The following is a 25862-nucleotide window of genomic DNA, read 5'->3' as shown; positions in this document are numbered from 1 at the left end:
CGTGACAGGAGACCAGCATGAAGCGCAGCCGCAAAGTCCTCGCATGGATCGTGGGAGTCGTGCTGGCGGTGCTGCTGATCCTGGTCGTGGTGATCGCCACCTTCGACTGGAACCGGATGCGTCCGTTCATCAGCGACAAGGTGAGCAAGGCGATCGGACGGCCATTCGCGATCAACGGCGACCTCACCGTCGACTGGCGGCGCGACCGCAACGGCAGCTGGCTGGCCTCGCTGCTGCCGTGGCCCGAGTTCACCGCACGCGACATCAGCATCGCCAATCCCCCGTGGGCACAGCAACCGCAGTTCGCCCGACTGCAGGCGCTGCGCTTCAGGCTTTCGCCGCTGCCGCTGATCGCCCATCGCATCGAGGTGCCGTCGCTGCAACTCGTGAAGCCCAGCGTGGACCTGGAGCGCGACAAGCAGGGCCGCGCCAGCTGGGACTTCAGTTTTCCCCGGAACGACCAACCGTCGAGCTGGACGCTGGACGTGGGCACGGTCGGCTTCGACCGAGGCCAGCTGAGCCTGGACGACGCGCCGAGTCGCACCCGGCTCAAGGCCACCATCGAACCGCTGCAGGGAGCGATTCCCTACGACCAGATCGTGGCGCAGCAGACCGCTGACGCCCGCGAGCAAGCCAGCAAGGCCGTGGGCAAGGCTTTGCCCGAGAGCACGAACAAGGCTTTGCCGGACAGCGCAAACAACGCAGCCGCCGACAGGCAACACCGGCCAGACAGCGCGATCACCTACCAGTTCGGCTGGACCGCCGAGGGCAGCTACCAGGGCAATCCGCTGAAGGGCCGCGGCAAGACCGGCGCCATGCTCGCCCTGCAGGACGCCGGTCGGCCGTTCCCCCTGCAGGCCGACGTGAACCTGGGCGACACGCACATCGCGCTGGTCGGCACCCTGACCGATCCGCTGCACTTGGGCGCGCTGGACGTGCAGCTGTGGTTCTCCGGCTCCAGCATGGCCAAGCTGTATCCGCTCACCAGCGTCACCCTGCCGGACACCCCGCCGTACGCGACCGAGGGTCATCTCAGTGCAGAGTTGCACTCCAAGGGCAGCCGCTATCACTACCAGGATTTCCGCGGTCGGGTCGGCGGCAGCGACCTGTCTGGCGACCTGTTGTTCGTCACCGGCGGCAAGCGCCCCAAACTCACCGGCAAGCTGCACTCGAAACTGCTGCAGTTCGCCGACCTCGCGCCGCTGATCGGCGGCAGCTCGAAGGCCGCGCCCGCCGATGATCGCCCCGCCCAGCCGGCCGACAAACTGCTGCCGGTCGCACCGTTCCGCACCGAACGCTGGCAGGCGATGGACGCCGACGTGAGCTTCAGCAGCGAGCGCATCGTGCATGGCGAGGCACTGCCGATCGACTCGCTGGCCACCCACCTGGTGATGAACAACGGCGCGCTCTACCTGGACCCGCTCAGCTTCGGCGTGGCCGGCGGCAAGGTGCGCAGCAACATCACGCTGGACGGCAGCCGCACGCCGATGCGCGGCCTGCTGAAACTCAACGCGCGCCATCTCAAGCTCAAGCAATTGTTTCCCACCTTCGAGCCGATGCACACCAGCTTCGGCGAGATCAACGGCGACGCCGACCTCAGCGCCCAGGGCAATTCCATCGCCGCCCTGCTCGGCAGCGCGGACGGCGAACTGAAGCTGCTGATGAACGACGGCGCGATCAGCAAGAACCTGCTGGAAACCGCCGGCCTCAACGTGGGCAACATCGTCATCGGCAAGCTGTTCGGCGACAAGACCGTGGAGATCAACTGCGCGGCCACCGACATGGCCGCCAGCGACGGACTGTTCGACATGCGCCTGTTCGTGTTCGACACCGACGACGCGGTGATCAACGTGACCGGCACGGTGAACCTGGCCAGCGAGAAACTCGACCTGGACGTGACGCCCCACACCAAGGGCTTCCGCGTGTTCTCGCTGCGCTCGCCGCTGTACGTCAACGGCACGCTGAAGAACCCCAACGTCGGCGTGCATCCCGGCCCGCTGATCGCCCGCGGCGCCGGCGCGGTGGCGTTGAGCGTGGTCGCGGCGCCGGCTGCCGCCCTGCTCGCGCTGGTCGCGCCCAGCCATGACGACGACGGCGAGAACACCTGCCGCACCGTGCTGCAGCAGTTGCGCAGCTCGGGCAAGATGATGCCAGCGGGCAAGCCGGCGGCGAAGAAGTAAGCGCTGCGGCAGCCAGGCGCCAATGGCCAGGCGACGCCTCGTCAACGCTCCTGCGTTGATCCGCGGCGGGTAAACCGCCGCCACAACCGACGCCACAGCAGCGCCAGCGGGAAGGCCAGCAGCAGGAATGGCAGGCCATAGCCCAGCAAGCCCAGGGCATCGGTCACGCCCTCGGTGGCTTCGTCGAGCAGGCTGGAAAAACCATCGCCGATACGCCCGCTGCGCGAGTAGGTGCCGGCATCGCGGAAATGCAGTTCGAGCCGATTGGTATCCAGCCGGCGCTGTTGGTTGGCGGCCACCGCCTGCAGCGATTGCAGTTGGCTCTCTACCGAAGCCTGCTCGTGGCTGAGCGCAATCAGATCGGCAACGGCGATGTCCTTGCGTGCCGCCAGATCCGCCAGGTGCTGTCCATGCTTCTCGAGCAGTTCGCGCTGACGCTGGTTGTCGTTGACGGCATCGGCGAGATCCTCCGCCGTGGTCTGCCGGAATCCGACCGTGCCGCCCTGCGCGGCCAGCTTCGCCATCGGCTCGACGCCGTCCGGAACGATCCGCACGACAAGTTCGGCATCGTGTTCGGCCTGCTCGATGCGCAACACATTGCAGGCGCCGAAGCGGGCCGTCTCACAGGCCTGCCGGGCCGCCGCCAGGCGACCGGCGATCTCGGCGCCGGGCAGCCTGATCCGCAGCACGTGCTCATACGCCAGCATCGCGCCGGCCTTCGACTTTGCCCCGCTGATCGGTGCCGGCGAGACTTCCTGCTTCTTCGAGCATCCGGCGAGAACCTGCAGCACTCCCAGCAGCAACAGCGCCATCCAGGCACAACGGTTACGTGACATGCGATTCCCCCGGCGCAGGACAGTCCGGGCAATCTGCCACAGCCGCAGGCAAACTCAAACCACGATGCAGCGACAGGCCCGGCCAAACCGGTCATTGCACGCGCCTTGTGAGAATCCGCCTGCCCCGATGCGGACGCTAGAATGTCGCACCGCCCTTCCCTGCGAATACCCATGCAACCCGTCAGCCAGGCCCGTCTGCAGATTCACTTCTGCGTGTTGCTGTGGGGCTTCACCGCGATCCTGGGCAAGCTGATCACCTTGCCGGCCCTGCCGCTGGTGCTGTGGCGGATGGCCCTGGTCACGCTGGCGCTGCTGCTGGTGCCGCGGGTCTGGCGCGGCTTGCGTGTGATGCCTGCGCGGCTGATCTGGGCGTACGCAGGCATCGGCGTGCTGGTGTCGCTGCACTGGCTGAGTTTCTACGCGGCGATCAAGCTTTCGAACGCCTCGGTCGGTGCCACCTGCATCGCGCTGGGCCCGGTGTTCCTGGCTTTCATCGAACCATGGATCGCCCGACGCAGGTTCGATGCCCGCGAACTGCTGATCGGCGTGGCGGTGGTGCCGGGCGTGGTGATGGTGGTGGGCGGCGTACCCCACGACATGCGCCTGGGCATCGCCGTGGGCGTGTTGTCGGCGCTGTTCGTGGCGTTCTTCGGTTCACTCAACAAGCGCCTGGTCGAACATGGCGATCCGCTCACGGTGACCTTCATCGAGCTGGGCACCGGCACCGTGTTCCTCGCCCTGCTGGCGCCACTGCTGCCGCACGTCGGGCCGGCCTTCGTGCTGCCGGGCCTGCATGACGCGCTGCTGTTGCTGGCGCTGTCGTTCGGCTGCACCCTGCTGCCGTTTGCGCTGGCGCTGGTGGCGTTGCGCCACATGAGCGCGTTCGGCACGCAGATGGTGACCAACCTGGAACCGGTCTACGCGATCGTGCTGGCGATCGTGCTGCTGGGCGAGCAGCGCGAGCTGGATCAGTGGTTCTACGCCGGCGTGGCGGTGATCCTGGCCGCGGTGTTCATGCACCCGCTGCTGCATCGGCGCCGGCGCATGCCGGAACAGGCCGAGCTGCTGGGTACCACCGAAAGCCACAACATCATCGACTGACCGTCAGTCGGCACCCGCTGCCTCGACCACGACGCGATCGCGACCGCCGCTCTTGGCCTGGTACAGCGCCGCATCGGCGCGCCGGATCAGGTCCTCGACCGAAGTCGCCTCGGCGCCGATCCAGACCATGCCGATGCTGAGCGTCACCGCAAACGCATGCCCGTTCCAGTGGTGCGGCACCGCGCTCACCGCCGTCTGGATGTCGCGCATGCGCTGCTCGGCATGCGGGCGATCGATGCCGGGCAACAGCAGCAGGATCTCCTCGCCACCGTAGCGTCCCAGCCGGTCGTCACCGCGCACGTGCAACTGCAGGTGACGGGCGATCGCCAGCAACGCGGCGTCGCCAGCCTGGTGGCCCAGGGTGTCGTTGATGCGCTTGAAGTGATCCGCATCGATCAGCCCCACGGCGAGCCCGGGCAGCGGACGCTGGCCCGGTTCCAGCAGCGCCGCCAGCTGGTCGAGGATTGCCCGCCGGTTGTGCATGCCGGTGAGGCTGTCATGGGTGGCCTGGTGATACAGCTCGGCGCGGGCCCGTTCCAGCTCGCGCTTCTCCTCGGTGAGCTCGACAGTGCGATCGGCGACCATCGCTTCCAGCCGGCGGTTGTGCCGACGCAGGCGGCGCGAACGCCAGCGCCAGCTGAGCGCCATCAGCAAAGCCAGCAGCGAGACCGCCAGCAGGCCGACCCACCAGCTCAGCCACCACGGCGGCGGCACGCCGAAATCGAATTGGGCCGGCGGCGAGACGGTCCGGTGGTCGTCGTCGATCGCCTCGATCTCGAGGCGGTAGTCGCCGGACGGCAGGCCGGCGAGATTGATCACGTTCGCGCCGGTTTCGATCCACTCCGAATCCTGCAGTCGATACCGATAACGCGGCTGTCCGCCCGAGGATTTCCCCAGCAGCGCGTAGTGCACGGTCAACGCGGCGTGCCGGCCGCCGAGACGGATGCTGTCGCCGGACTTCACCGGCGCCGATCCCTGCATCACCGAGGTGATCAGGACCTTGCCGGGCTGATAGGCCAGCATGGCCTGCGGCTGCAGGATGTGGCTGGCGCCGATCGCCGTGGCGATCCAGATCGAGCCATCGCGATCCTCGAAGAATCCGTTCTGGCTGGTCTCGTCCCACAGCAGGCCATCGGCTTGCGACAAGTGCGTCCAGCGCGCGCCGTCGTACACGTCCACGCCGCCGCTGCCGCCCACCCAGATCCAGCCCCGATGGTCGCGGCGCACGAAGTACACCAGGGTGTTGTCCAGCCAGGTGTCGACGATGCGCGTGAGCGACAGCCGGCTGCCGCTCACCGCGGCGTGGAACAACCCGGGCTCGTTCGCGCCCAGCCACAGGCTGCCATCGGTGCCCACCGCCACCGCGCTGAAGCCCGAGGCGATGCTCGTGCTGCCGGTGTCCATGCGCGTCCACTGCCCGCCGGCAAAGCGCAGCAGTCCGGCGTTGCAGGCAAACCACAAGGTTCCGTCGGCGGCCTCGGCGATGTCCGAGCACTGCTGGTCGGTGGTCTGCGTCGCCGGAACGCGCACGGCCGGCGCGTCGACGTGATCGATGCGGTAGATGCCGTTGACGGTGGCGATCCACAGCCGGTCCTGCTGATCGAAATGCAGGAACTTCACGAATGCGGGCAGTTCGGCCGCCAGCGTGGTGCGTTGGCTGGCCGGGTCGTAGCGCAGCACGCGGCGGTCGTACAGGCCGGCCCAGATCGCGCCGTCATTGGCGCGGGCAAGGCTGAGGATCTGTCGCGGCGCCGGATCGAAGCGGATCGGCCACGGCTGCAGGCGGGTCTGGCCGTCGGCCAGCACGCTGCCGCCGAGCTCATTGGCGAACCAGATGTGCTGCGCATCGAAGCGCAGGATCGACCAGTTCGGCACGCTGTCGAAACCCTGCCTGCGGCCCCAGCCCTCGACCAGTCCGTAGCCGTTCCAGCGCGAGATGCCGCGCCCGTAGGTTCCCAGCCAGAGCGTGCCCTGGCGGTCGAACAGCAGTGCGGTGATCTCGATGTCGGGCAGGCCGTTGGTGCTGTCCATCAAGGTCCAGCCCGCACCCTCCCAGCGCGCCAGGCCGCGATTGGTCGGCGTCAGCACGTGCCCTTGCGCATCCTCCACCAGGATTTCGTTGTCGCTCACCACGCCCATGTCCCCCGCCGGCAGGTCGCGCGGAACGAAGCGGGTGGCGCCCGCCGGCAGCGTGCGCAGGTGATGCACGCCGCGCAGCCACAGGCTGCCGTGGCTGTCCAGCAACAGGCCCGTCCAGCTGTCGCGGGGCACGCCCTCGGCCTCTCCGTGCACTGTCACCTTGCCCGCGTCATCGACACTGCACAACGAGCCATCGCAACCGATCCACAGGCGTCCGGGCGTGGCGTGGATCACGGTGATCCGGCGCAGCTGCGGCACGGCGGCGAGCTGCGCCTCGTCGAACATCGGCCGCAACTGCCAGTCGTGGCCGCCACGACCACCGGAAAGCACCATCAGCCGGTCGTTCTTCACCAGCAGCAGCCGTCCGTCATCCAGCGCGACCATCTGCCGGCCCACGTCGACCACCAGCGGTTGTCCCGCCGGCTCCACCTTGCTGAAGTGCAGGCCGTCGCCGACGCGCAGACCGGACTGGGTGGCCACCCACAACAGGTCGATGCGCGGGTTCTGCACCATCGCGGTGACGTACTCGCCCCGGGCAAAGCCCTGCGCCGCACCCATGCGCTCGAAGCTGCCGCCGTCGAAGCGGTACAGGCCCATCTCGGTGCCGGCCCAGACGAAGCCGCGCCGGTCCTGCAGCAGCACGTTGATGGCCTGGCTTTCCAGGCCCGACTTGCGGTCGTAGGTGGTCAGCGAATGCTGCTGGGCCGACGCGGACAGGCCGAACAGCGACAGCAGCGCGGCCATCAGCAGCAGCACGCAGCGCTGGCTCCACCCCGGTGAGGTCCGTCTCCGTCGCATCAGTTGCAAGCTCGCCTGCCGTTGGGTTCGTCGAGGGCACGCCACGCGTGCCATGCCGTTATACGTCAACCGGCCCACAAGGGTCGACTCACCCTGACGATACGCGATCTCAGAACCAGAACCGTACCCCGGCCAGCCATTGCCGCTCCCGCACCGCCCGCTGGTCGTGGCGTGCATAGTCGGCGGTCGCGCCGACCCGACGTATCCAGTTCACTCCGAGATAGGGCGCAAACTCCCGCCGGATCTCGTAGCGCAAACGCAGGCCGAACTGGATGTCGGACAAGCCCTCACCCAAGCGGCGCTGCGGATCGCGCCGGCCGTACAGGTTCACCTCCAGCTCCGGCTGCAGCACCAGCCGCTGGGTCAACAGCAACTCGTAGTCCACGCGCAGGCGCGCGGCCGTCCGCCCGCCGGCCCCTGCGTAACCGGTGGCCTCCAGCTCGAACCAGTACGGAGCGAGCCCCTGCACGCCAACGGCGATCCAGCTGCGTGCCGGACCGTCGCCGATGTCGTGGCGGACACCCAGCTGGCGACTCCAGTAGCTGCTGGTGGCGTGGTTCCAGAGCAGCTCCAGTTCGCCGTCCTCGAGCTTGCCTTCGCTGCGCACGCCTTCGCTGCGCAGCCACAGCTTGTCGCTGTCGCTGCCGTACCAGCCCCGGATCTCCCAGCGCTGGCCGTTGCCTTCGCCACCGTGGAAAGCCTCCAGCTGATCGATCCGCAACAGGCCGGACGCTGCGCGTCCGTGCACGGGCATCGCGTGCATCGGGCTGGCGGCGATGCCGTCGGAGTAATCGCCGCTGCGTGCGTCCGCAGGCGGGCGGCCGCCCTGCATCGGCGCCATGGGCATGCCCGGCATCGGCGGCGGCTCCAGCGCCGGCATGTCGGGTGCCGCCGGAGCGATGGGCACCGCAGGGTGATCCATCCCCGGCATCTCGCCGTGATCCATCCCGGGCATCGCCGACATGGCCATGGGCGCCGTGCTGCTCGACGTGGCGGGTGCGCTCTGCGCCTCGACCGCCGGCGGCAGCGCCAGCAACAGCGCGATCAGCCATGCCGAGTGCGATGGAATGAGCCAGTGTTCGCGACGATGAATGGTCATGACACCACCACCTCGCGCATCATCCCCGCCTCCATGTGGTACAGCAGATGGCAGTGCCAGGCCCAGCGGCCCGGCGCATCGGCGGTCACCGCGTAGCTGATGCGCTGCGCGGGTTGCACGTTGACGGTGTGCTTGCGCACCTGGAACTGCCCGTCGGGACTTTCCAGTTCGCTCCACATGCCGTGCAGGTGGATCGGGTGGTTCATCATGGTGTCGTTGACCAGCACGATGCGCAGGCGCTCGCCGGTGTTGAAATGGATGGGTGTGGCGTCGGGGTACTGGATGCCGTCGAACGACCACATGAAGCGCTCCATGTTGCCGGTCAGGTGCAGTTCGATCTCGCGACCGGGCTCGCGTGCGTCGATCGGACCGCCGACGGTGTGCAGGTCGGCGTAGGTCAGCACCTGGCGGCCATTGTCGCGCAGGCCGATGCCCGGATCGTCGAGGTTGCTGCGCGGCGTGTCGACGCGCATGTCCACGCCGGGGCCGTATTCGCTGCGGGCGTGGTGCACGGCAGGTGCGGTGGCCATGCTGCCGTGATCCATCCCCGCGTGATCCATGCTGCCATGATCCATGTTGCCGTAGTCCATGCCGGGCATCGCGGCATGGCCACCGCCGTGCCCGGCGTGCGGCATCGCGCCCATCATGTCGCGCATGTCCAGCCACACGCGCCGGTCCACCGGCGGCAGTTCCGCCGTCATTCCTACACGCGGTGCCAGCGTGCCGCGCGCGTAACCGCCGCGATCGATCGACTGGGCAAACACCGTGTATGCGCGCTCCTCCCGGGGCTCGACGATCACGTCATAGGTTTCGGCCACCGCGATGCGGAACTCGTCGACCGGCACGGGTTCGACGTCCTGCCCGTCGGCGGCGATCACGGTCATCTTCAGTCCGGGTATGCGCACGTCGAAGAACGTGGACGCCGAGCCGTTGATGAAGCGCAGGCGCAGCTTCTCGCCTGGCCGGAACAGGCCGGTCCAGTTCTGCGCGGGGGCCGCTCCGTTCATCAGGTAGGTGTAGGTGTAACCGGAGACGTCGCCCAGGTCGGTCGGGTTCATGCGCATCTCGTTCCACATCCGGCGCATCGACAGCGCGCGGGACAATCCCTTCTCGCGCACGTCGCGGAAAAAATCCGCCGCAGTCGTCTGGGCGAAGTTGTAGTAGTCGCTCTGCTTCTTGAGTTTGGCGTAGATGCGCGCGGGGTCCTCGTCGGTCCAGTCGTTGAGCATCACCACGTAGTCGCGGTCGGTCGGATGGCGCTCGGGGCCGGCCGGCTCGATCACCAGCGGACCGTACAGCGCGTTCTGTTCCTGGAAACCCGAGTGCGAGTGATACCAGTAGGTGCCGCTCTGACGGAGCTGGAAGCGGTAGAGGAAAGTTTCGCCCGGCGCGATGCCGTCGAAGCTGAGGCCGGGCACGCCATCCATCCGGAACGGCAGCACGATGCCGTGCCAGTGGATCGAGGTGGGCACGCGCAGGCGGTTGCTCACGCGCAGGCTCACCGTGCTGCCTTCGCGCATGCGCAGCAGCGGACCGGGCACGCCGCCGTTGACGGTGATCGCCGGCCGCGCCGCACCGGTGAAGTTGACGGTTCGCTCGACGATGTCCAGCGCGAAGTCGGTGCCGCTCAACACCGCCGGTTGCCCGGGACTGTTCAGCGCCCAGGCGTCGGAAGGCCGCAGCAGTCCCGCGCCGGCAGCCACGCTGCCCAGCGCGACGCCCTGCACGAAACGCCGCCGCGACAGATCGGGGCGGGAAGAAAGAGGTTTCATGGAACTCTCCATCACGGCGTCGACGCTCGACGCCGGTCACGGTTGCCCGGCACGCTCGCCTCGACAGCTCGAGTCGTCACCAGGGTTGGGGACACGCAGGAAAGTCAGGCGGCGGGTGGCCGCAGCAATCGCATGTGCACGCCGTGTGGCATGAACGGGCTTCGCGGCCTCGCCCGCGGCGTCTGCATGGCGACGTGATCGGGCATCGGCAGCGCCCATGCCGGCAAGGCGCTGCCGCACCATGCGGCGCAGTGACAGGCGTGCTGCGCGACATCACCCGCCGGAAGCGGTTGCGCCGCACAGCAGCCGTCCGCCATCCCGGCATCGGCGGCAAGCTCGCCATGCTGCGCCATCGCCGCATGGCCACCATGCGCAACACCGGCAGCCATCGCCATCGGTGCAGCCTGCAGCGGGCTGACCAGCAGGAGCAGCCAGGCCAGCCAGGCCAGTGCAAGGCAGGGACGGGAATGCGACAGCTGGCGCCGGGGAAAACTCATCGCGGCAGCTTACGGACTGCTGCGGACGAGCTCAACTCTGGAGCAGGCTCCGCCCGGACTGCCCGGTCGATCACGGGGAACATCGCGCCGGGCGCTCTATACTCGGCCACCCCGCCCGCCGTGACCGCCATGAATTACCGCCACGCCTATCACGCCGGCAATTTCGCCGATGTCCTGAAACACGCCGTGCTGTTCGCCCTGATCGAGGCGATGCAGGCCAAGCCCGCGCCGTTCTGCTACATCGACACCCACGCCGGCAGCGGCAACTATCCGCTGGACGGTTTCGAGGCGAAGAAGACCGGCGAACACAAGGACGGCATCTCCCGCCTGCATCCGGCCGAGAAGGTGCCGGCGCTGCTGCAGCGCTGGCGCGCCAGCATCCTGGGTGGCGAAGGCAACGAGCAGGGACTGAAGCAGTACCCCGGTTCGCCGCTGCAGGTCGCCCGCCTGCTGCGCCCGGACGACAGCGCCCAGTTGTGCGAACTGCACACCGAGGAAGCGTCCAAGCTGCGCGACCTGTTCCGCGGCAATCCCCAGGTGCACGTGCACCAGCGCGACGGCTACGAGGCGCTGAAGGCGCTGCTGCCGCCGAAGGAGAAGCGCGGCCTGGTGCTGATCGATCCGCCCTACGAGGCGCAGGAAGCCGAATACAAGCTGATCGAGCAGGCGTTGAAGACCGCCCTGCTGCGCTGGCCCACCGGCGTGTATGCGGTGTGGTATCCGATCAAGCTGCGCAGTCAGGTGCAGCCGTTCCTGCGCAAGCTGCAGCACAGCGGCGTCAAGCGCATCCTGCGCGCCGAATTGCTGGTGCACCCGGACGATTCGCCGCTGCGCCTCAACGGCTCGGGCATGGTCATCCTCAACGCGCCGTGGAACCTCGACGACAGCTTGCGCGAACCACTGCGCGTGCTGGCCAGCCTGCTGTCACAGGAGCGTCCGGCCGAAGTGAAACTCGATTGGCTGCTGGACGAAGCCGGCAGCCAGCTGAACGTCCCCAGCCCGCTGCCCGCCTCGCGACTACCGCGGCCGCCGGGCCGCCGCTAAGCTCGGTGCATCCACCCATCCGGCTTCCTCCAGGAGCACGTCCATGCGCATCCGTCCTGCTTCCCTGCTGACCCGCCTCGCCATGCCCGCCGCCCTGCTGATGCTGGCCGCCTGCGCGCCGGCGCCGATCTACAAGACCAGCACCGGCACCGTCACCGCCGCACCGTTCGAAGTGGCCCAGACGCCCGAGAAGTTCAGCGGCAACGAGGTGGTCTGGGGTGGCCGCATCGTGCAGGTCAAGGTGTTCGCCGACCACAGCGAGATCGAGCTGCTGGCCTACCCGCTCGACTCCTCGCAGAGGCCGAAGGCGAACGACAGCGGCAGTGGCCGCTTCGTCGCGGTGATGCCGGGCTACGTGGAGCCGCTGGACTATCCCGCCGGCGCGATGATGACGGTCGACGGCAAGCTCAACGGCAGTCGTGCCGGCAAGGTCGGCGAAGCGGATTACGTGTTCCCGCTGGTCAGCGTGACGCACTCGCACGTCTGGACCGCCGAGGAAATGAACAAGGGCCGCAACAACATCCGCTTCGGTCTGGGCGTGGGCGTGGGCATCCACTGATCGCCTGTCATCACTCACCCCCGCAAAATTCTTCGCCACCGGTAAACTGGGCAGCCTCATTCCATGGATTGAAGCCGCATGTCTTCCGGCCACGCCAACCCGATCAAAGCCATCCTGCTCGCACTGGGTGCCAACTTCGCCATCTTCGTGGCCAAGCTCGTCGCCGCCATCGTCACCGGCTCCGGCGCGATGATGGCCGAGGCCGTGCACTCGCTCGCCGACTGCAGCAACCAGGGCCTGCTGCTGCTCGGCATCCGCCAGGCCAAACGGCCGCCGTCGGACGAATTCCCGCTGGGCTGGGGCCGCGCGCTGTATTTCTGGTCGTTCCTGGTCGCGATCCTGCTATTCAGCGTGGGCGGCATGTTTTCGATCTACGAAGGCGTGCACAAACTCACGAATCCCGAGCCGCTGAAGTGGCCGTGGCTGGCGCTTGGCGTGCTGCTGTTCGGCATCGTCGTCGAAGGCATCTCGATGCGCGGCTGTCTGCAGGAAGTCAACAAGGCGCGCGGTGAGCAGAACCTGTGGACCTGGTTCCGCGAAACCCGCTCCAGCGAACTGCTGGTGATCTTCGGCGAAGACCTGGCCGCCCTCATCGGCCTGTGCCTGGCCGCCCTCGCCGTCGGCGCCACCATGCTCACCGGCAACCTGATGTTCGACGCCGCCGGCACCATCGCGATCGGCCTGCTGCTGATCGTGGTGGCGGTGCTGGTGGCGATCGAGGTGAAGGCCCTGCTGATCGGCCAGGGCATGGAACCCCGCCGCCGCGACGAGCTGATGGGCTTTCTGAAAAACCGCCCCGAAGTCGCCGACGTGCTGAACCTGATCACCCTGCAGATGGGCCCCGACGTGATGGTCGCGGTGAAGGCGCGTATGCAGCCCACCGCCGGCAACCCCGAACTGATCGCCGCGATCAACATCGTCGAGGCCGCGATGAAGGCGGAATTCACCGACATACGCTGGAGCTTCTTCGAGCCGGACAACGCGGATTGACCGGTTGCGCCCGAACGGCGTCGACGTCAGTCACGCCCCCGCGGCCGTTCCCGCCACCGGCAGTCGGGCACCGAGCAGTCGGCCGACCACGGTCTTGCGCACCAGCAGGTGGTAGCTGAGCAGGCAGATCGTGAAGGTCGCAACGACGGAGATCGCGAACTTCGCACCCCACCCCCACGCCATGTCCATCAGCCGGTACTGGATCACGAACAGGATCGGCAGATGGACGATGTAGACCCAGTACGACGCGTCGGACAGGTAGCGCAACAGGCGGTTGCTGCGGTTCAGCAGTGAGCGGCCGGCGACCAGGCACACGCAGGTCATCCAGACGCTGATGCACGCCTCGATCATCGCGATGGGTAGGCTGGCGGACGGATCCGCGGCGGTGGGCACGTGGCGCTTGAGCAGATACAGGAACGCACCGTAAAGCGCGACGCTGGCCAGCAGCAGCCACGGCGCGAAACGACGGAACCGTTCGATCAACGCCTCGTGGCCAGACAGCAGGTAGCCGAAAACGAAGAACGGCCCGTAGAAGCCGAATGCCCAGAACTGGGGAAACAGGCTTTCCGGTGCCGGATGCGGCGCGCTCACCGAAGCCAGCGCCGGCACCAGCAGCATCGGAAACAGCAGCAGTTGCCACGCGGGATTCAGGCCGCGCACGAAGTTGCCCGGCTTGCCCAGCTCCAGGCTTCTGGCCACCCAGGTCAGCACGTAGAAAAACAGCAGGTAGTAGAGGAACCACAGATGCCCGGTGCCCGGCGGCAGCGCTGGCGGGTTCGCCATCTGCGAGAACTGCCGGATCATCAGCAGCACCGGCGACGGGTTCTGCACGTACGCCGCGGCATGCAGCGTGCTGTAGCTCATCGCGGCGATCACCAGCGGGCAGAAGATCACCAGCGGCAACCCGATGCGCCTTAGCCGATTGAGAATCAGGCCACCCATCCCGCGCTTGTTCAGCAGCATCGCGGCGAAGAAGCCGGCGACCACGAAGAACAGCGGCATGCGGAACAGGTGCAGCAACCAGATGACCAGGTCGATGGCCGGCGACTGCGCGCGGTCGGCCGTGGGGAAATACGGGTGCAGCAGCGGGCTGTAGGCCAGCGCGGCGTGGAAGACCACCCCGGCCAGCATCGCCAGCGCGCGCAGGTTGTCCATGTAGTGAAAACGCACGGTGTCGTGCATGGCGAAACCTCCGAACGGATCTGTCGGACTCACGAGAGGGTTCTTGCCTTGCGCCCCGCCTTTTCCCTGGCCGGATTCCAGCACGGCCAGGGACGCGAAGGCACTTCGACTCCGCCCGCTGCGCGGACTGCGTTCAGCGGGAACGGTGGATCAGCTCAGTAGAAGGATTTCTTCCGGCAGTGCACCCAGCCGGTGGCCGCCAGCACCACCACGCTCAGCGTCGCCTGGGCCAGCAGGATCGCCACCGCGACGGGAGCGAAATAAATCGTGTCGGCCTTGACGTGATCATTGATCGCCGGGATCTGCCCCAACAGCATGATCAGGGGATTGATCAGCAGCATGCTGCCGATCATCGCGAAGATGTTCCAGCCCTCGGACTCCACCGCCATGGCCACGCTCAGGGACACGGCATAAGCCAGCAACACGTGTCCGAAGATCAGCAAGGACAGCACGACCAACCCGTCCGGCAGCGGCGTGTACAGGATCACCAGCACGGTTCCGGCCAGCATCGCCAGGAACGGCACGAGGAAGGTGACCAGGTTGCCGACCAGCTTCGACAGGTAGTAATCCAGCGGCGTCACCGGCAGGCTCATCACGAAGGCCAGCGTGTGCTCCTTGCGCTCGACCAGCAGCGAATTCGAAATCGAGAAGCACGAGGTGCACACCAGCATGATGATCAGCAGCAGCGAGCCCAGGTAGAAACTCCAGCCGGTGGCCATGCCGATCAGGCACAACGCCACGATGCCGCCGAGCACGCACGCCGCCAGCTGCTTCTGGAACAGTTGCCAGTCCTTGGCCACCAGCAGCCTGATCACCGGCCAGTTGAGTCGGGAACGATTCATGCCGCACCTCCGGCGCGTACGGTGGTAACGAAGATGTCTTCGAGGTTCATCGGATCGGCGCTGCGGATTTCCGCGCCTTGCGTCTGCATGCGCTGCAGCAGGCCCTCGCTGAACTGGCGCACCTTCAGTTCCACGATCGAGCCGTTCTGGCGCACCGCGGCGATCTCCGGCCACGCGGCCTTGTCCGGCACCCACGACCCGTGGCAGATGACACGGCGCCAGTCGTCGAGGAAGGATTCCTTGTCCCGCGAGGCGAGCAGCGTGCCGTTGTGGACGAAGGTGATGGTGTCGGCCATCTGCTCGATGTCCTTGGTGTTGTGCGAGGAGAACAGCACGCTGCGCGCCTCGTCGCGCAATACGTCGGCGAGCGCCTCCAGCACCTCGTCGCGGGCGACCGGGTCCAGGCCCGTGGTGGGCTCGTCGAGCAGCAGCAGTTTTGGCCGGCGGGCGAAATTGAGCATCAGCAGCGCCTTGACCCGCTGCCCGTGCGAGAAGCCGGCCAGCTTCTGCTCCGCGCGCAGGTCGAAACGGCGCAGCAACTCGGCCGCGTAGACCTCGTCCCAGCCCGGGTAGATCGAACGCACGAAATCCATGTGCCAGCGCAGCGTGCGGGTCCTGAACAGGCGCATGTCTTCCGTGGCGAATCCCAGGTCCGCCTTCGCGGCCACCTGCTGCGTCGGCATGTCGTGGCCAAGCACTTCGACCGTGCCCGCGTCGGCCAGCGCAAGGCCGCCGAGGATGCGCAGCAAGGTGGTCTTGCCGGCGCCATTGACGCCCACCAGCCCCATCACCTGCCCCTCGGGCATGCTGAGGTCGATGTCCCGCAGCGCAAAGTTCTCGTAGCGTTTGGTCACCCCGGACAGGGCGAAGGCGGTGCTCATGGTGTTGATCCCCTGGTGGGTTCGGCAGACCAGTCGGCCTGTTCGTCGTCAAGCAATTTGCGGATGTCTTCGGCAGACAGGCCCAGCCGTCGAGCGCAGGCCCGCATGGCCTCGAAGTGCTGGGTGAACTCGGCCTGCAGCAGGCTGTGGGACAGGTTTGGCGAGTCGGCCACGAACGAACCCATGCCGTGCCGCGTCACGATCACCCCGGCCTGGCCCAGTTCCGCGTAGGCGCGCTTGACCGTGATCACGCTGACCCGGCTGGCGCTGGCCAACTCGCGGATCGACGGCAACGGCTGGCCCGCCGGCCAGTCGCCGGCCATCACCTTGGTGGTGATCTGGTTGACGATCTGCTGGTACATCGGCGTGCTGTCGCTGGTCGACAGAAGCAGTTCGGGGTCGATCTGTGTATACTTCATATACACAGTATGCACACCGGATATCGCGCTGTAAAGCCTCCGTTCCGACCGCCGGCAACGGCCGTCCGCCAGCGCGCATCCGGGACGCGCGGCGAGGCGCCGGACGGCGTGGCGACGAGCAGGCTCCGGCGCCGTCCGCGGCCAGCCGCCGAATCCGGCCAGGCCGCGCGGCAGTCCGCGCGGTCTACAATGGCCGGCCCAGTACAGCCGGGATCTCCCGAACATGCGCAATCCGCTGCAGGAACAACTGCTCAAGGCCGGCCTGGTCAACAAGACCAAGGCCGCGCAGGTCGTGCGCGAACAGGCAAAGAAGCACAAGGGCAAGGCGCCCGCAGCCGCCAGCGCCGAACAGCTCGAGGCGCAGCGCCTGCAGGCGGAAAAGGCCGAGCGCGACCGGGCCATCGCCGCCGAGCGCAATGCGCAGTTGCGCCTCAACGAGGCACGCGCCCAGGTGCGCCAGATCGTCGAGGCGCACAAGGTGAAACGCGAAGGCGAGATCGCCTACCGCTTCACCGACGGCGACCGGATCAGGGACGTGCTGGTGAACGAACCGCTGCGCGCGCAGCTGGCCGCCGGCACGCTGGTGATCGTGCGCCACGGCGAGGGCTACGAATTGCTGCCCCGCGTGGCCGCCGACAAGGTCCGCGAACGCGACGCGGCGATGATCGTGCTCGACCACGGCCGCACGGAGACGACGGCCGGCAACGACACCGACGACGAGTATTACAAGCAGTTCGAAGTGCCGGACGACCTGATCTGGTAGCCCTGCTGTTGCCGTCGGCGCCGCGGCTTTCTCAGTAGCAATCCACGAACGCCCGGCAATGCTCCGGGTGGGCATCGCAGCCATAGACGTAGCCGACGCCGCAGTCACCGAGCTCGTCGTTGTCCGTGACGTCGCAGAACTGCAGAAGAAACCGCATCGGCGCCTGGCAAAGTTCGCAATGCGGTTCGTGTGGCCCCTGGATCAACTCGGGCTCGCCGCCCACCAGGATGGCGTTTTCCACCGCGAAGTCGGCTATGGCGTCGTCCCCGTCCAGCAGCATCGACAGCACGCGCAGCGGCTGCGCGGTCAGCGCGGACAGCCTTTTCCCGAGCCCCGGAACGGTCTCCAGCAGCCATGCGCCATCCAGCGCGCCGTGCCCCCGCTCATCGTCGTCACCGAGGGATTCCATGATCGGCATGGCCAGCGGTTCCAGTGCCCGGGCGGCGAGTTTCGTCACGCCGTTGGGAGCAGCGGTGACAACCAGGTCCGCCGCACCGGGATAACTTCTGACGAGCAACTCGTGCTGCCCCAGATAAATCGTCAACCATCGGTCGTTCCAGGCCGGGTGCGCCACGCCCGCAAGCGGCAACTGGAGCAGGAATTTGCCGGGCTGTCCCTCGTCGTCGAGGGGCCACATCTCGTCTGGCCCCGCCAGGGGTTCGCCACCTACGCGGGCAAGCGAATGAGCATCGCCCTTTTCGCTGGCGATGCGATACAGCAGCCTGAACGTGCCCCGGCGGGCGTGGCTGTCGATCAAGGCCAGCAGTGCCGCCCGCGTCGCCGCGCCGATCGCTTGGTAGTCGGCCAGGGCTTTCCTTCGCGCCTTGCTTTCGGAGCGCGTCGAAAGCCACAGGAGGCCGGCAAGAATGCCGCCCGCGCCCAACAGTATTCCCAGCACCTCCGCAGCACCGCGCAATGACACGCCGAGCGCCACCGCATTGATGTTGCGTACAAACACCAGGGCACAGACAAGCGTCCACGCGATCATCAGCGACCACCACGCCACGGCGCGCAACCTCGGAGCAGCCCCCGTGCCCCTCAGGGGCAGCCGCCTGCCCCACAGGGCAAACGTCTGCAGTCCGGCCCCGCCGACCCAGGCGAAGCACAGTGGCCAGAACGAACCCATCCGGGGCGGGCAGTTCCTCCGGTAGATCACGAACACGTCGGTCCTGGGCAGCCAGTCGTGGATGAGCGCGACCAGGATGAGCGCCCCGGCCGCGGCAGCCAGTTGTCCAAGCCATGTCGCGGACCTGCCGACCCAGCGTGTCCAGCCGAGGCTCACGGTAACGATCCAGGCCAGGGCTGCGCCCGCCACCTGGGCCACGTTGTGCGGCTCGGCCTGGCTCAGGCTGATCGACACGAAGCATGCGGCGATGATCGCCGGCCAGAACACCCAAGACCTCATCCCCTTCCCTCCGATGGAAACCCGCGCCGCCACTCCCTGCCTGCCGGCAGCATGATCATGCCAGCTGCAGCAGGTCCCAGCCGTTGCCGTACAGATCCTCAAACACCGCCACCGTGCCGTAGGCCTCGTGGCGCGGTTCCTCGCGGAAGTGCACGCCGGCGGCGCGCATACGCTGCCAGTCGCGCTGGAAGTCGTCGGTGTGCAGCAGCAGGAAGACGCGGCCACCGGTCTGGTTGCCGATGCGCGAGACCTGTTCGTCGCCGTTCGCTTTCGCCAGCAGCAGGCGCGTTTCGTGCGAGCCCGGCGGCGCCAGCAATACCCAGCGCTTGCCGCCGCCCATGTCGGTATCCTCGATCAGCTCGAAGCCCAGCGCGCGGGTGTACCAGGCAATCGCTTCGTCGTAATCGGCGACCAGCAGCGCCAGGGCGCCCAGATGCTGTTTCATGCCTTTTCCGCCTTGAGTGTCGGCAGCGGCCCGAGCTCCGCCTGCAATTTTTTGGTGAGTTTCGCGCGGACCAGGGTGTACGCGTCGAGGATGTACGCGGCCAGCTCGGCGGTGGCGAAGCGCTGCGGTTCGGTGATCGATATCCAGTGCGCCCGCGCCAGGTACGGCGCCGGAATGATGCCGGGTTGATCGGTGAGCGCGAGGAAACGATCGTCGCCCACCTTGAACGACAGCCGCCCGCCCTCGCTGCCATCGGACGGCATCACCGCAAACATCTTGCCACCCACGCTGAACACCATGTCGACACCCCATTTGGTATCACGGGTGACCCCTGGCCACTGGCCGCAGAGCGCTTGCAGCTGGGCCGCCGTGAGGCCGCGGACGGGTTTGCGGGCCATGCCATCGCTCCGGGGAATTCCGACCCGCATTGTGCGGGGCCACGGCGTTTCTGTCTGCATCTCCCGTGCTGCACCATCCGCAGGCCGGTCGATGCCATGGCGCGGAACCATGTGACAGCCCACCGCAGCGCCCGTCATTGCAAATTCATGCTGCGGTGCACACAATACGCAAAAGTATGGAGCTGCCATGATCCCTGCCATCGACTTCGCCGCCCCCACCCGCTACGCCGCACTGCCGCCGCGCAGCAGCGAACGCTTCGCCCGTCCCCGCGTGGCGCCGTCCCTACGGGGTGAGCAGGTGCATACCCAGGATGGACGGGAGCTGGTGCTGCGCCCGATCGAGGCCGGCGACGTGGCCGCGATGCAGCGTTGCTTCACCCGGCTGTCGCCGGAAGACATTCGCCGCCGCTTCCTGCATGCGATGTCCGAGCTGCCCGCACCGATGGCCCAGCGCCTGTGCCGCATCGACCCCGCGCTCGAAACCGCCTATGTGCTGATGGACGAATCCGAGCAGCCGGCCGAGATGCGCGGCGTGGGGCGGATCTATGTCGACGAAGCCACCGACAGCGCCGAGTTCTCGGTGCTGGTGGAACAGGACTGGAGCCGCCGCGGCTTGGGCGCCCTGCTGATGCAGCGGCTGGTCGACGACTGCCGCCGCCGCGGCCTCGCCGAGCTGTGGGGTTACGTGCTGCTGGAGAACCGGCCGATGCTGCAGCTGTGCCGGGAGCTGGGCTTCACCCAGCGGATGATGCCGGACGAACCGGGCACGGCGCAGATCACGCTGAAGCTCTGAAAGGCTATACCCCATCCCGGCCCTCCCCTGCTTGCAGGGGGGAGCAAGACATCAGCGCCGCTCCACGGACGCTCGGGCACATCGCGTTACACTTGCCCGCTTTCCCCGGCGCGGCACTTCTGGCGGCGCCCTGCACACGCGTCCCCATGACCAGCCCGATCAAACACCCGCCCCTGCCGACCACCCCGAAGCAACGCCGCTACTGGACGCCGCCCCACGGCTCCGGCCGAGCGCTGCTGATTGCCGAAGCGGCGCGTTCGCACGAAGGCCTGCTGGTGGCGGTGACCCGCGACACCCAGCGCGCCCAGGCGCTCGAATCGGAGCTGAAGATCTTCGCCGGTGGCCTGCCGGTGCTGCATTTCCCGGACTGGGAAACGTTGCCCTACGACGTGTTCAGTCCGCATCCGGAAATCGTCTCGCAGCGCATCGCCACCTTGTACCAGTTGCCCAGCGTGAAACGCGGCGTGCTGGTGGTGCCGATCGCCACGCTGATGCAGCGGATTGCGCCGCGCTCGCACATCACCGGTTCCGGACTGGTGCTGTCCAGGGGCCAGAAGTTCGACCTGGCCGCCGAGCAGCGCCGGCTTGAGGCATCCGGTTACCGTCACGTGCCCCAGGTGGCCGAGCCCGGTGACTTCGCCGTGCGCGGCGCCCTGCTCGACGTTTTCCCGATGGGCACGGCTGAGCCGTATCGCATCGAGCTGTTCGACGATGAAGTGGATTCGATCCGCAGCTTCGATCCGGAAACCCAGCGCTCGCAGCAGCAGGTGGACAAGGTCGAGCTGCTGCCGGCACGCGAGTTTCCGCTGACCGACGAAGCGGCGAAGGAATTTCGGGGCAACCTGCGCGAACGCTTCCCGATCGACGTGCGCCGCTGCCCGCTGTACCAGGACATGAAGGAAGGCGTCACGCCCGGCGGCATCGAGTACTACCTGCCTTTATTCTTCAAACAAACCGCCACGCTGTTCGACTACGTCGCCGACGACGCGCTGTTCGTGCTGGGCGAAGGCGCCGGCGAAGCGGCCGAGCAGTTCTGGACGCAGACCGCCGAACGCTACGACCAGCGCGCGCACGACATCGAGCGCCCGGTGCTGCCACCGGCCGAGCTCTACCTGCCGCCGGAAAAGCTGCGCGAACAGCTCAACAAGCGGCTGCGGGTGGAAGTGGTCGAGGCCGGCCACGAGCATGCCGTCGACACCGGCACCCAGCCGGCGCCGGAGCTGCCGCTCAATCGCAAGGGCGAGGAGCCCGGCACGTCGCTGCGGCATTTCCTGTCCAGCTATCCCGGCCGCGTGCTGATCGCCGCAGATTCGGCGGGGCGACGCGAGGCGCTGATCGAGACGCTGGCAGCAGCGGGATTGAAACCCGAAGTCATCGAGGGCTGGGGCGCTTTTCTCCTCCCCAACCCTCCCCTGCAAGCAGGGGAGGGAGTCAAGTTCGCGATCACCATCGCGCCGCTGGAACAGGGCTTTGCGCTGACCAAGCCCGCGCTCGCCGTGCTCACCGAGCGCGAGCTCTACGGCGAGCGGGTGCGCAGCGAGCGCGACCGCAAGCGCCGCCGTGGCACCGCGCGCGATCCGGAAAGCATCATCCGCGACCTCACCGAGCTCACCATCGGCGCACCGATCGTGCACGTGGATCACGGCGTGGGCCGCTACCAGGGCCTGGCCTCGATGGACGTGGGCGGCATGGATGGCGAGTTCCTCACCATCGAATACGCCAAGGGCGACAAGCTCTATGTGCCCGTCGCACAGCTGGGCCTGGTCAGCCGCTACTCCGGCACCGCGCCGGAACTGGCGCCGCTGCATTCGCTGGGCGGCGATGCGTGGGAACGCGCGCGCCGGAAGGCCGCGGAAAAAGTGCGCGACGTGGCCGCCGAACTGCTGGCGATCTACGCCCAGCGCCAGGCACGCGGCGGCGAGTCGATGCCGATCGACCGGCAGATGGTCGAACAGTTCGGCAGCACCTTTCCGTTCGAGGAAACCCCCGACCAGGAAACCGCGATCGAGGCCGTGCTGGAGGATCTGGCCGCGCCCCGCGCGATGGATCGGGTGATCTGCGGCGACGTGGGTTTCGGCAAGACCGAGGTCGCGCTGCGCGCCGCCTTCGCCACCGCCACCGCGGGCAAGCAGGTCGCCGTGCTGGTGCCGACCACCCTGCTCGCCCAGCAGCACTACCGCAACTTCGCCGACCGCTTCGCCGACTGGCCGGTGCGGGTCGACGTGCTGTCGCGCTTCAAGTCGGCCAAGGAAGTGAACGAGGCGCTGAAGCGCCTCGCCGACGGCCAGATCGACGTGATCGTGGGCACCCACAAGCTGCTGCAGCCGGACATCCGGTTCAAGAACCTGGGCCTGGTGATCGTCGACGAGGAACAACGTTTCGGCGTGCGCCAGAAGGAGCAGCTGAAGAAGCTGCGTGCCGAGGTCGACCTGCTGACGATGACCGCCACGCCGATCCCGCGCACCTTGAACATGGCGATGGCCGGCCTGCGCGATCTTTCATTGATCGCCACGCCGCCGGCGCACCGCAGCGCCGTGCGCACCTTCATCTCGGCGTGGGACCCGGCGACGATCCGCGAGGCGCTGCAGCGCGAGCTGTCGCGCGGCGGCCAGGTTTACTTCCTGCACAACGAGGTGCAGAGCATCGAGCGGATCGTGCGCGAACTGGAGGAGCTGGTGCCCGAGGCGCGCATCCGCATCGCCCACGGCCAGATGCCCGAACGCGAACTGGAAGGCGTGATGGCGGATTTCCACCGCCAGCGCTTCAACGTGCTGGTGTGCACCACGATCATCGAAACCGGCATCGACATCCCCAGCGCCAACACCATCATCATCAACCGCGCCGACCACTTCGGCCTGGCCCAGCTGCATCAGCTGCGCGGTCGCGTGGGTCGCTCGCATCACCGCGCGTATGCGTACCTGGTGGTGCCCGACCGCAAGTCGATCACCGCCGATGCGCAGAAGCGGCTGGAAGCACTCGCCTCGCTGGAGGAACTCGGTGCCGGCTTCACCCTGGCCACCCACGACCTGGAAATCCGCGGTGCCGGCGAACTGCTCGGCGATGAGCAGTCCGGCCAGATCCAGGAGATCGGCTTCGGCCTGTACACCGAGCTGCTCGATCGGGCGGTACGCGCGCTGAAGTCCGGCAAGGTGCCGGATTTCGACCTGAGCTCCGAGCACGAGACCGAAGTCGAGCTGCACCTGCCCGCGCTGATCCCCGACGATTACCTGGGCGACGTGCATCACCGCCTGACCCTGTACAAGCGCATCGCCAGCGCCCGCAGCGAGGACGACCTGCGCGACCTGCAGGTGGAGATGATCGACCGCTTCGGCCTGCTCCCCGATGCCACCAAACAATTGTTCGCGGTGGCCAGCCTGAAGCTGATGGCCACTCCGCTGGGCATCCGCAAGCTGGATTTCGGTGCCAACGGCGGTCGCATCACCTTCCGCGAGAAACCCGAGATCGACCCGATGGCGATCATCAAGCTGATCCAGCAACTGCCCCGCGTGTACAAGCTGGACGGCCAGGACAAGCTGAAGGTGATCCTCGACCTGCCCGGCGCCAGCGAACGCATCCGCAGCGCGCAGGAAGTGCTGGTGCTGCTGGGCGCGCGCCGACCGGGCTGATGGCGCCACATCGCTGACGCCCAGGGTCCGGACTGGACCCGCCCCAGCGCCTGCGTCCTGCCGGGTGCCATCGGGCCGGGGCGCCCCCGGCCCCGCCAGGCCGAGGTTTGCGCCGGCCGTCGATTCGCTGGCACGGGGCGTGCTTGACACTGGCCTCAAAGGTCGGCAGGTTGGATAGTCAACCCGCCGGGGACATGCTGCACGGCAGGTCGGGGACCCGTCGGCCGGCGCATCGGGATGCGCCGGTGCCCATTCGCCCATGTTTTCGGCAACACGATCCAGCACGTGCAATCCCGCAGGAATTCGGCAGGGCGGAGAGAGGCAGATGGAGAGGCTGCTCACACTTCTGACACCACGGCGTCGGCCACTTGCATGGCGCGCCCTGCTGTCGGCCCTGCTCTGGCTCACCCTGGGGGTCGCCCACGCTGCCACACCGCTGAATGGCGCCTGGCGCCAGGTGCGCGCCGGCGACACGCCAGCCTCGGTGATGGCGGAATACCACCAGGGTGCGCTGAAGAGTTTCGACCCCTCGCTGCTGCAGCGCTTTCCCCATGACGGCGCCGGCAGTTGGGTGGTCATCGCGCCGCAACCGCCCTGGGACAACAGCGGCCGCGTACTGACGATCTATCCGCCCACCCTGGCCAATGTCACCGTATTCGCCGGGAGCGTGCCGACGACGCTGGCGCTGGACGACTTCAGCGCGCCCTTCCACGGTCATGGCCGGCTGGCATGGCAGGTTCCCGTCGGCATGGCGGCGTCCACGCCGATCCTGCTGCGCTTCGATCCCTCGGCAACCCTGGTGGCCCCGGTGCGTTTCCAGGTCGAGCCCATGCGCGACTACGTGCAGCAGGACGCGCGCTGGCTGGTGTTCGCCAGCGCCTGCTTCGCGGTGATGCTGGCGATGGTGCTGATGGCCCTGTGCTTTGCCGGCATGCTGCGCGACGTCACCTATGCCTGGTACGCCGGCTACATCCTCTGCTACTGCCTGATCCAGGGCATCCAGACCGGCTTCGTGTTCCATCCGCTGGAATGGGAGTGGCTGTCGGGCATGGCCGTGATGGTCGGCTCTGCCGCGGTCGCGCTGTCGGTGGCGTTTGCCTCGCTGTTCATGACGCGATTCTGCGAGCTGCAGCGTTACGCGCCCTTGCTGCGGGTGCCGATCACCGCACTCGCGGTGGGCATGATCCAGCTGGTGCTGATGCGCAGCAGCCAGGTCCCGCTGCTGGTGCATGTGGCGCAGATCCTGCTGAACCCCCTGCTGATGATCGGCGCGGCGCTGTTGCTGATAGCCGCCATCGTGGCGGCCGCCCGCGGTTCGCGGCAGGCGTGGTTCTTCCTGGCCGGGTGGACGCCGCTGCTGCTGCTCACCGCGCTGAGCAGCGCCCAGGTCAACGGCGCCCTGCCGCAACTGGACTGGCTCAACGACGCGAGCGTGGCCGGTGGCGCGTTCGAGGCGGTGGTGCTGTCGCTGGGACTGGCCGACCGTGCGCTGCGCCTGCGCCACGACCGCGACGTGGTGCGCGTGCTGGCCGACCGCGACGCGCTGACCGACGTGCTCAACCGCCGCGGCTGGACCGAACGGGTCAACACGCTGATGTCGGCCAGCACGACGCGACCGATGGCCCTGCTGTTCCTGGACCTCGATCATTTCAAGCTGCTGAACGACCGCCAGGGCCACAACACCGGCGATCGCGCCTTGGTCGCGGTGGCCAACGCGCTGACCGCCGAACTGCGGCCCGGCGACCTGTTCGGCCGCTACGGCGGCGAGGAATTCGTCGCCCTGCTCGACAACACCCGGCCGGAACAGGCCATGCACGTGGCGACCCGATTGTGCCGTCGCGTCCATCGCCTGGAAATTCCGGTGAATGCCGAGGCGCTGCTCAGCATCAGCATCGGCGTCACCATCCGCCACCACGACGACGACGTGGAATCGCTGGTCGAACGCGCCGATCAGGCGATGTACGACGCCAAGCTCAAGGGACGCAACCGGGTCTGCATGTATCGCCAGGACGATGGCGAGGTGCGCGGCGCCAACCCGTCTCCGGGCCGGCGCCTGCATATCGTGGAACGGCGCGAATCGGACAAGTAGGCCA

General features: G+C 67.5%; 21 protein-coding genes. 9 read left to right on the top strand and 12 right to left on the bottom strand.

Annotated features, from left to right (window positions below; genetic code table 11):
* Window positions 1–17: 17 nt before the first annotated feature.
* Window positions 18–2180 carry an AsmA family protein gene (locus ASD82_RS15440; protein WP_056718694.1) on the top strand — a complete coding sequence of 721 codons (2163 nt, stop codon included), beginning with the start codon at window positions 18–20 and terminating at the stop codon, window positions 2178–2180.
* 41 nt (window positions 2181–2221) lie between these two features.
* Here ASD82_RS15440 and ASD82_RS15435 read toward each other — a convergent pair whose 3' ends face one another.
* Window positions 2222–3016: a DUF4349 domain-containing protein gene (locus tag ASD82_RS15435; RefSeq protein ID WP_056718693.1), complete on the bottom strand. Its 795-nt coding sequence runs from the start codon at window positions 3014–3016 to the stop codon at window positions 2222–2224.
* Between the two features lie 171 nt (window positions 3017–3187).
* Here ASD82_RS15435 and ASD82_RS15430 point away from each other — a divergent pair, with 171 nt between their 5' ends.
* Complete coding sequence (locus tag ASD82_RS15430; RefSeq protein ID WP_056718692.1) at window positions 3188–4117, top strand: DMT family transporter; 930 nt, start codon at window positions 3188–3190, stop codon at window positions 4115–4117.
* A 3-nt stretch (window positions 4118–4120) separates the two neighbouring features.
* On the opposite strand, the gene ASD82_RS15425 is transcribed toward ASD82_RS15430, so the two are convergent.
* The 4 genes from ASD82_RS15425 to ASD82_RS15410 all read right to left on the bottom strand — a co-directional run bounded on the left by ASD82_RS15425 (window position 4121) and on the right by ASD82_RS15410 (window position 10422).
* Entirely contained in the window at window positions 4121–7054 is a 2934-nt protein-coding gene (locus tag ASD82_RS15425) for a diguanylate cyclase (protein WP_235580739.1), read from the bottom strand.
* 109 nt (window positions 7055–7163) lie between these two features.
* The gene (locus ASD82_RS15420) at window positions 7164–8153 is read right to left on the bottom strand and encodes a copper resistance protein B (RefSeq protein WP_082585388.1); all 990 of its coding nucleotides are present in this window, start codon (window positions 8151–8153) and stop codon (window positions 7164–7166) included.
* Window positions 8150–9925: a copper resistance system multicopper oxidase gene (locus ASD82_RS15415; RefSeq protein ID WP_056718691.1), complete on the bottom strand. Its 1776-nt coding sequence runs from the start codon at window positions 9923–9925 to the stop codon at window positions 8150–8152. Before ASD82_RS15415 ends, ASD82_RS15420 begins: the two co-directional genes overlap by 4 nt.
* Window positions 9926–10029: 104 nt before the next feature.
* On the bottom strand, window positions 10030–10422 hold the full coding sequence (locus ASD82_RS15410) for a hypothetical protein (protein WP_056718690.1): 393 nt from the start codon (window positions 10420–10422) through the stop codon (window positions 10030–10032).
* Between the two features lie 129 nt (window positions 10423–10551).
* Between ASD82_RS15410 and rlmJ the strand changes: the two genes are divergently transcribed.
* The 3 genes from rlmJ to ASD82_RS15395 all read left to right on the top strand — a co-directional run bounded on the left by rlmJ (window position 10552) and on the right by ASD82_RS15395 (window position 13015).
* Window positions 10552–11466 carry a 23S rRNA (adenine(2030)-N(6))-methyltransferase RlmJ gene (gene rlmJ / locus ASD82_RS15405; RefSeq protein WP_056719125.1) on the top strand — a complete coding sequence of 305 codons (915 nt, stop codon included), beginning with the start codon at window positions 10552–10554 and terminating at the stop codon, window positions 11464–11466.
* A 43-nt stretch (window positions 11467–11509) separates the two neighbouring features.
* Window positions 11510–12025, top strand: coding sequence for a Slp family lipoprotein (locus ASD82_RS15400; RefSeq protein WP_056718689.1), 516 nt, complete (start codon window positions 11510–11512; stop codon window positions 12023–12025).
* A 78-nt stretch (window positions 12026–12103) separates the two neighbouring features.
* Window positions 12104–13015, top strand: a complete 912-nt coding sequence (locus tag ASD82_RS15395) for a cation transporter (protein WP_056718688.1) — start codon at window positions 12104–12106, stop codon at window positions 13013–13015.
* A gap of 30 nt (window positions 13016–13045) precedes the next feature.
* Here the strand turns inward: ASD82_RS15395 and ASD82_RS15390 are convergent, their stop codons facing one another.
* The 4 genes from ASD82_RS15390 to ASD82_RS15375 form a co-directional block, all read right to left on the bottom strand.
* On the bottom strand, window positions 13046–14197 hold the full coding sequence (locus ASD82_RS15390) for an acyltransferase family protein (protein WP_056718687.1): 1152 nt from the start codon (window positions 14195–14197) through the stop codon (window positions 13046–13048).
* 155 nt (window positions 14198–14352) lie between these two features.
* A complete protein-coding gene (locus ASD82_RS15385; RefSeq protein WP_056718686.1) occupies window positions 14353–15039 on the bottom strand; it encodes an ABC-2 transporter permease in 687 nt (228 codons plus the stop codon).
* Window positions 15036–15920 carry an ABC transporter ATP-binding protein gene (locus ASD82_RS15380; RefSeq protein ID WP_056718685.1) on the bottom strand — a complete coding sequence of 295 codons (885 nt, stop codon included), beginning with the start codon at window positions 15918–15920 and terminating at the stop codon, window positions 15036–15038. Before ASD82_RS15380 ends, ASD82_RS15385 begins: the two co-directional genes overlap by 4 nt.
* The gene (locus tag ASD82_RS15375) at window positions 15917–16339 is read right to left on the bottom strand and encodes a GntR family transcriptional regulator (protein ID WP_056718684.1); all 423 of its coding nucleotides are present in this window, start codon (window positions 16337–16339) and stop codon (window positions 15917–15919) included. The genes ASD82_RS15380 and ASD82_RS15375 overlap by 4 nt, the downstream gene beginning before the upstream one ends.
* A 223-nt stretch (window positions 16340–16562) precedes the next feature.
* On the opposite strand from ASD82_RS15375, the gene ASD82_RS15370 reads away from it, so the two are divergent.
* A complete protein-coding gene (locus ASD82_RS15370; RefSeq protein ID WP_056718683.1) occupies window positions 16563–17102 on the top strand; it encodes a DUF2058 domain-containing protein in 540 nt (179 codons plus the stop codon).
* Between the two features lie 31 nt (window positions 17103–17133).
* On the opposite strand, the gene ASD82_RS15365 is transcribed toward ASD82_RS15370, so the two are convergent.
* The 3 genes from ASD82_RS15365 to ASD82_RS15355 all read right to left on the bottom strand — a co-directional run bounded on the left by ASD82_RS15365 (window position 17134) and on the right by ASD82_RS15355 (window position 19350).
* A complete protein-coding gene (locus ASD82_RS15365; protein WP_157599300.1) occupies window positions 17134–18495 on the bottom strand; it encodes a hypothetical protein in 1362 nt (453 codons plus the stop codon).
* Window positions 18496–18562: 67 nt separating this feature from the next.
* Complete coding sequence (locus ASD82_RS15360) at window positions 18563–18952, bottom strand: VOC family protein (RefSeq protein ID WP_056718681.1); 390 nt, start codon at window positions 18950–18952, stop codon at window positions 18563–18565.
* Window positions 18949–19350, bottom strand: coding sequence for an MmcQ/YjbR family DNA-binding protein (locus ASD82_RS15355; RefSeq protein WP_056718680.1), 402 nt, complete (start codon window positions 19348–19350; stop codon window positions 18949–18951). The genes ASD82_RS15360 and ASD82_RS15355 overlap by 4 nt, the downstream gene beginning before the upstream one ends.
* Before the next feature lie 187 nt (window positions 19351–19537).
* Here ASD82_RS15355 and ASD82_RS15350 point away from each other — a divergent pair, with 187 nt between their 5' ends.
* The 3 genes from ASD82_RS15350 (at window position 19538) to ASD82_RS15340 (ending at window position 25858) form a co-directional block, all read left to right on the top strand.
* Window positions 19538–20143, top strand: coding sequence for a GNAT family N-acetyltransferase (locus ASD82_RS15350; protein ID WP_056718679.1), 606 nt, complete (start codon window positions 19538–19540; stop codon window positions 20141–20143).
* A gap of 146 nt (window positions 20144–20289) precedes the next feature.
* Window positions 20290–23769 (top strand): transcription-repair coupling factor, encoded by a 3480-nt coding sequence (gene mfd / locus ASD82_RS15345; protein ID WP_056718678.1) that lies wholly within the window; start codon window positions 20290–20292, stop codon window positions 23767–23769.
* A 325-nt stretch (window positions 23770–24094) separates the two neighbouring features.
* On the top strand, window positions 24095–25858 hold the full coding sequence (locus tag ASD82_RS15340; RefSeq protein ID WP_056718677.1) for a diguanylate cyclase: 1764 nt from the start codon (window positions 24095–24097) through the stop codon (window positions 25856–25858).
* The last annotated feature ends 4 nt before the right edge of the window (window positions 25859–25862 follow it).

The sequence above is a fragment of the Rhodanobacter sp. Root179 genome (genome assembly GCF_001428465.1).
Classification (GTDB): Bacteria; Pseudomonadota; Gammaproteobacteria; order Xanthomonadales; family Rhodanobacteraceae; genus Rhodanobacter.
The sequence above is the reverse complement of the archived record's forward strand: the minus strand, read 5'-3'. Positions and strand labels throughout refer to the sequence as shown.

Excerpts from the sequence above, each read along its gene's own strand:
- ASD82_RS15410 (WP_056718690.1), bottom strand. The coding sequence starts at position 10,422 with ATGAGTTTTCCCCGGCGCCAGCTGTCGCATTCCCGTCCCTGCCTTGCA.
- ASD82_RS15420 (WP_082585388.1), bottom strand. The coding sequence starts at position 8,153 with ATGACCATTCATCGTCGCGAACACTGGCTCATTCCATCGCACTCGGCA.
- ASD82_RS15400 (WP_056718689.1), top strand. The coding sequence starts at position 11,510 with ATGCGCATCCGTCCTGCTTCCCTGCTGACCCGCCTCGCCATGCCCGCC.
- ASD82_RS15390 (WP_056718687.1), bottom strand. The coding sequence starts at position 14,197 with ATGCACGACACCGTGCGTTTTCACTACATGGACAACCTGCGCGCGCTG.
- ASD82_RS15350 (WP_056718679.1), top strand. The coding sequence starts at position 19,538 with ATGATCCCTGCCATCGACTTCGCCGCCCCCACCCGCTACGCCGCACTG.
- ASD82_RS15430 (WP_056718692.1), top strand. The coding sequence starts at position 3,188 with ATGCAACCCGTCAGCCAGGCCCGTCTGCAGATTCACTTCTGCGTGTTG.
- mfd (WP_056718678.1), top strand. The coding sequence starts at position 20,290 with ATGACCAGCCCGATCAAACACCCGCCCCTGCCGACCACCCCGAAGCAA.
- ASD82_RS15440 (WP_056718694.1), top strand. The coding sequence starts at position 18 with ATGAAGCGCAGCCGCAAAGTCCTCGCATGGATCGTGGGAGTCGTGCTG.
- ASD82_RS15370 (WP_056718683.1), top strand. The coding sequence starts at position 16,563 with ATGCGCAATCCGCTGCAGGAACAACTGCTCAAGGCCGGCCTGGTCAAC.
- ASD82_RS15385 (WP_056718686.1), bottom strand. The coding sequence starts at position 15,039 with ATGAATCGTTCCCGACTCAACTGGCCGGTGATCAGGCTGCTGGTGGCC.
- ASD82_RS15355 (WP_056718680.1), bottom strand. The coding sequence starts at position 19,350 with ATGGCCCGCAAACCCGTCCGCGGCCTCACGGCGGCCCAGCTGCAAGCG.
- ASD82_RS15360 (WP_056718681.1), bottom strand. The coding sequence starts at position 18,952 with ATGAAACAGCATCTGGGCGCCCTGGCGCTGCTGGTCGCCGATTACGAC.
- rlmJ (WP_056719125.1), top strand. The coding sequence starts at position 10,552 with ATGAATTACCGCCACGCCTATCACGCCGGCAATTTCGCCGATGTCCTG.
- ASD82_RS15435 (WP_056718693.1), bottom strand. The coding sequence starts at position 3,016 with ATGTCACGTAACCGTTGTGCCTGGATGGCGCTGTTGCTGCTGGGAGTG.
- ASD82_RS15395 (WP_056718688.1), top strand. The coding sequence starts at position 12,104 with ATGTCTTCCGGCCACGCCAACCCGATCAAAGCCATCCTGCTCGCACTG.
- ASD82_RS15415 (WP_056718691.1), bottom strand. The coding sequence starts at position 9,925 with ATGAAACCTCTTTCTTCCCGCCCCGATCTGTCGCGGCGGCGTTTCGTG.
- ASD82_RS15375 (WP_056718684.1), bottom strand. The coding sequence starts at position 16,339 with ATGAAGTATACACAGATCGACCCCGAACTGCTTCTGTCGACCAGCGAC.
- ASD82_RS15340 (WP_056718677.1), top strand. The coding sequence starts at position 24,095 with ATGGAGAGGCTGCTCACACTTCTGACACCACGGCGTCGGCCACTTGCA.
- ASD82_RS15425 (WP_235580739.1), bottom strand. The coding sequence starts at position 7,054 with ATGCGACGGAGACGGACCTCACCGGGGTGGAGCCAGCGCTGCGTGCTG.
- ASD82_RS15380 (WP_056718685.1), bottom strand. The coding sequence starts at position 15,920 with ATGAGCACCGCCTTCGCCCTGTCCGGGGTGACCAAACGCTACGAGAAC.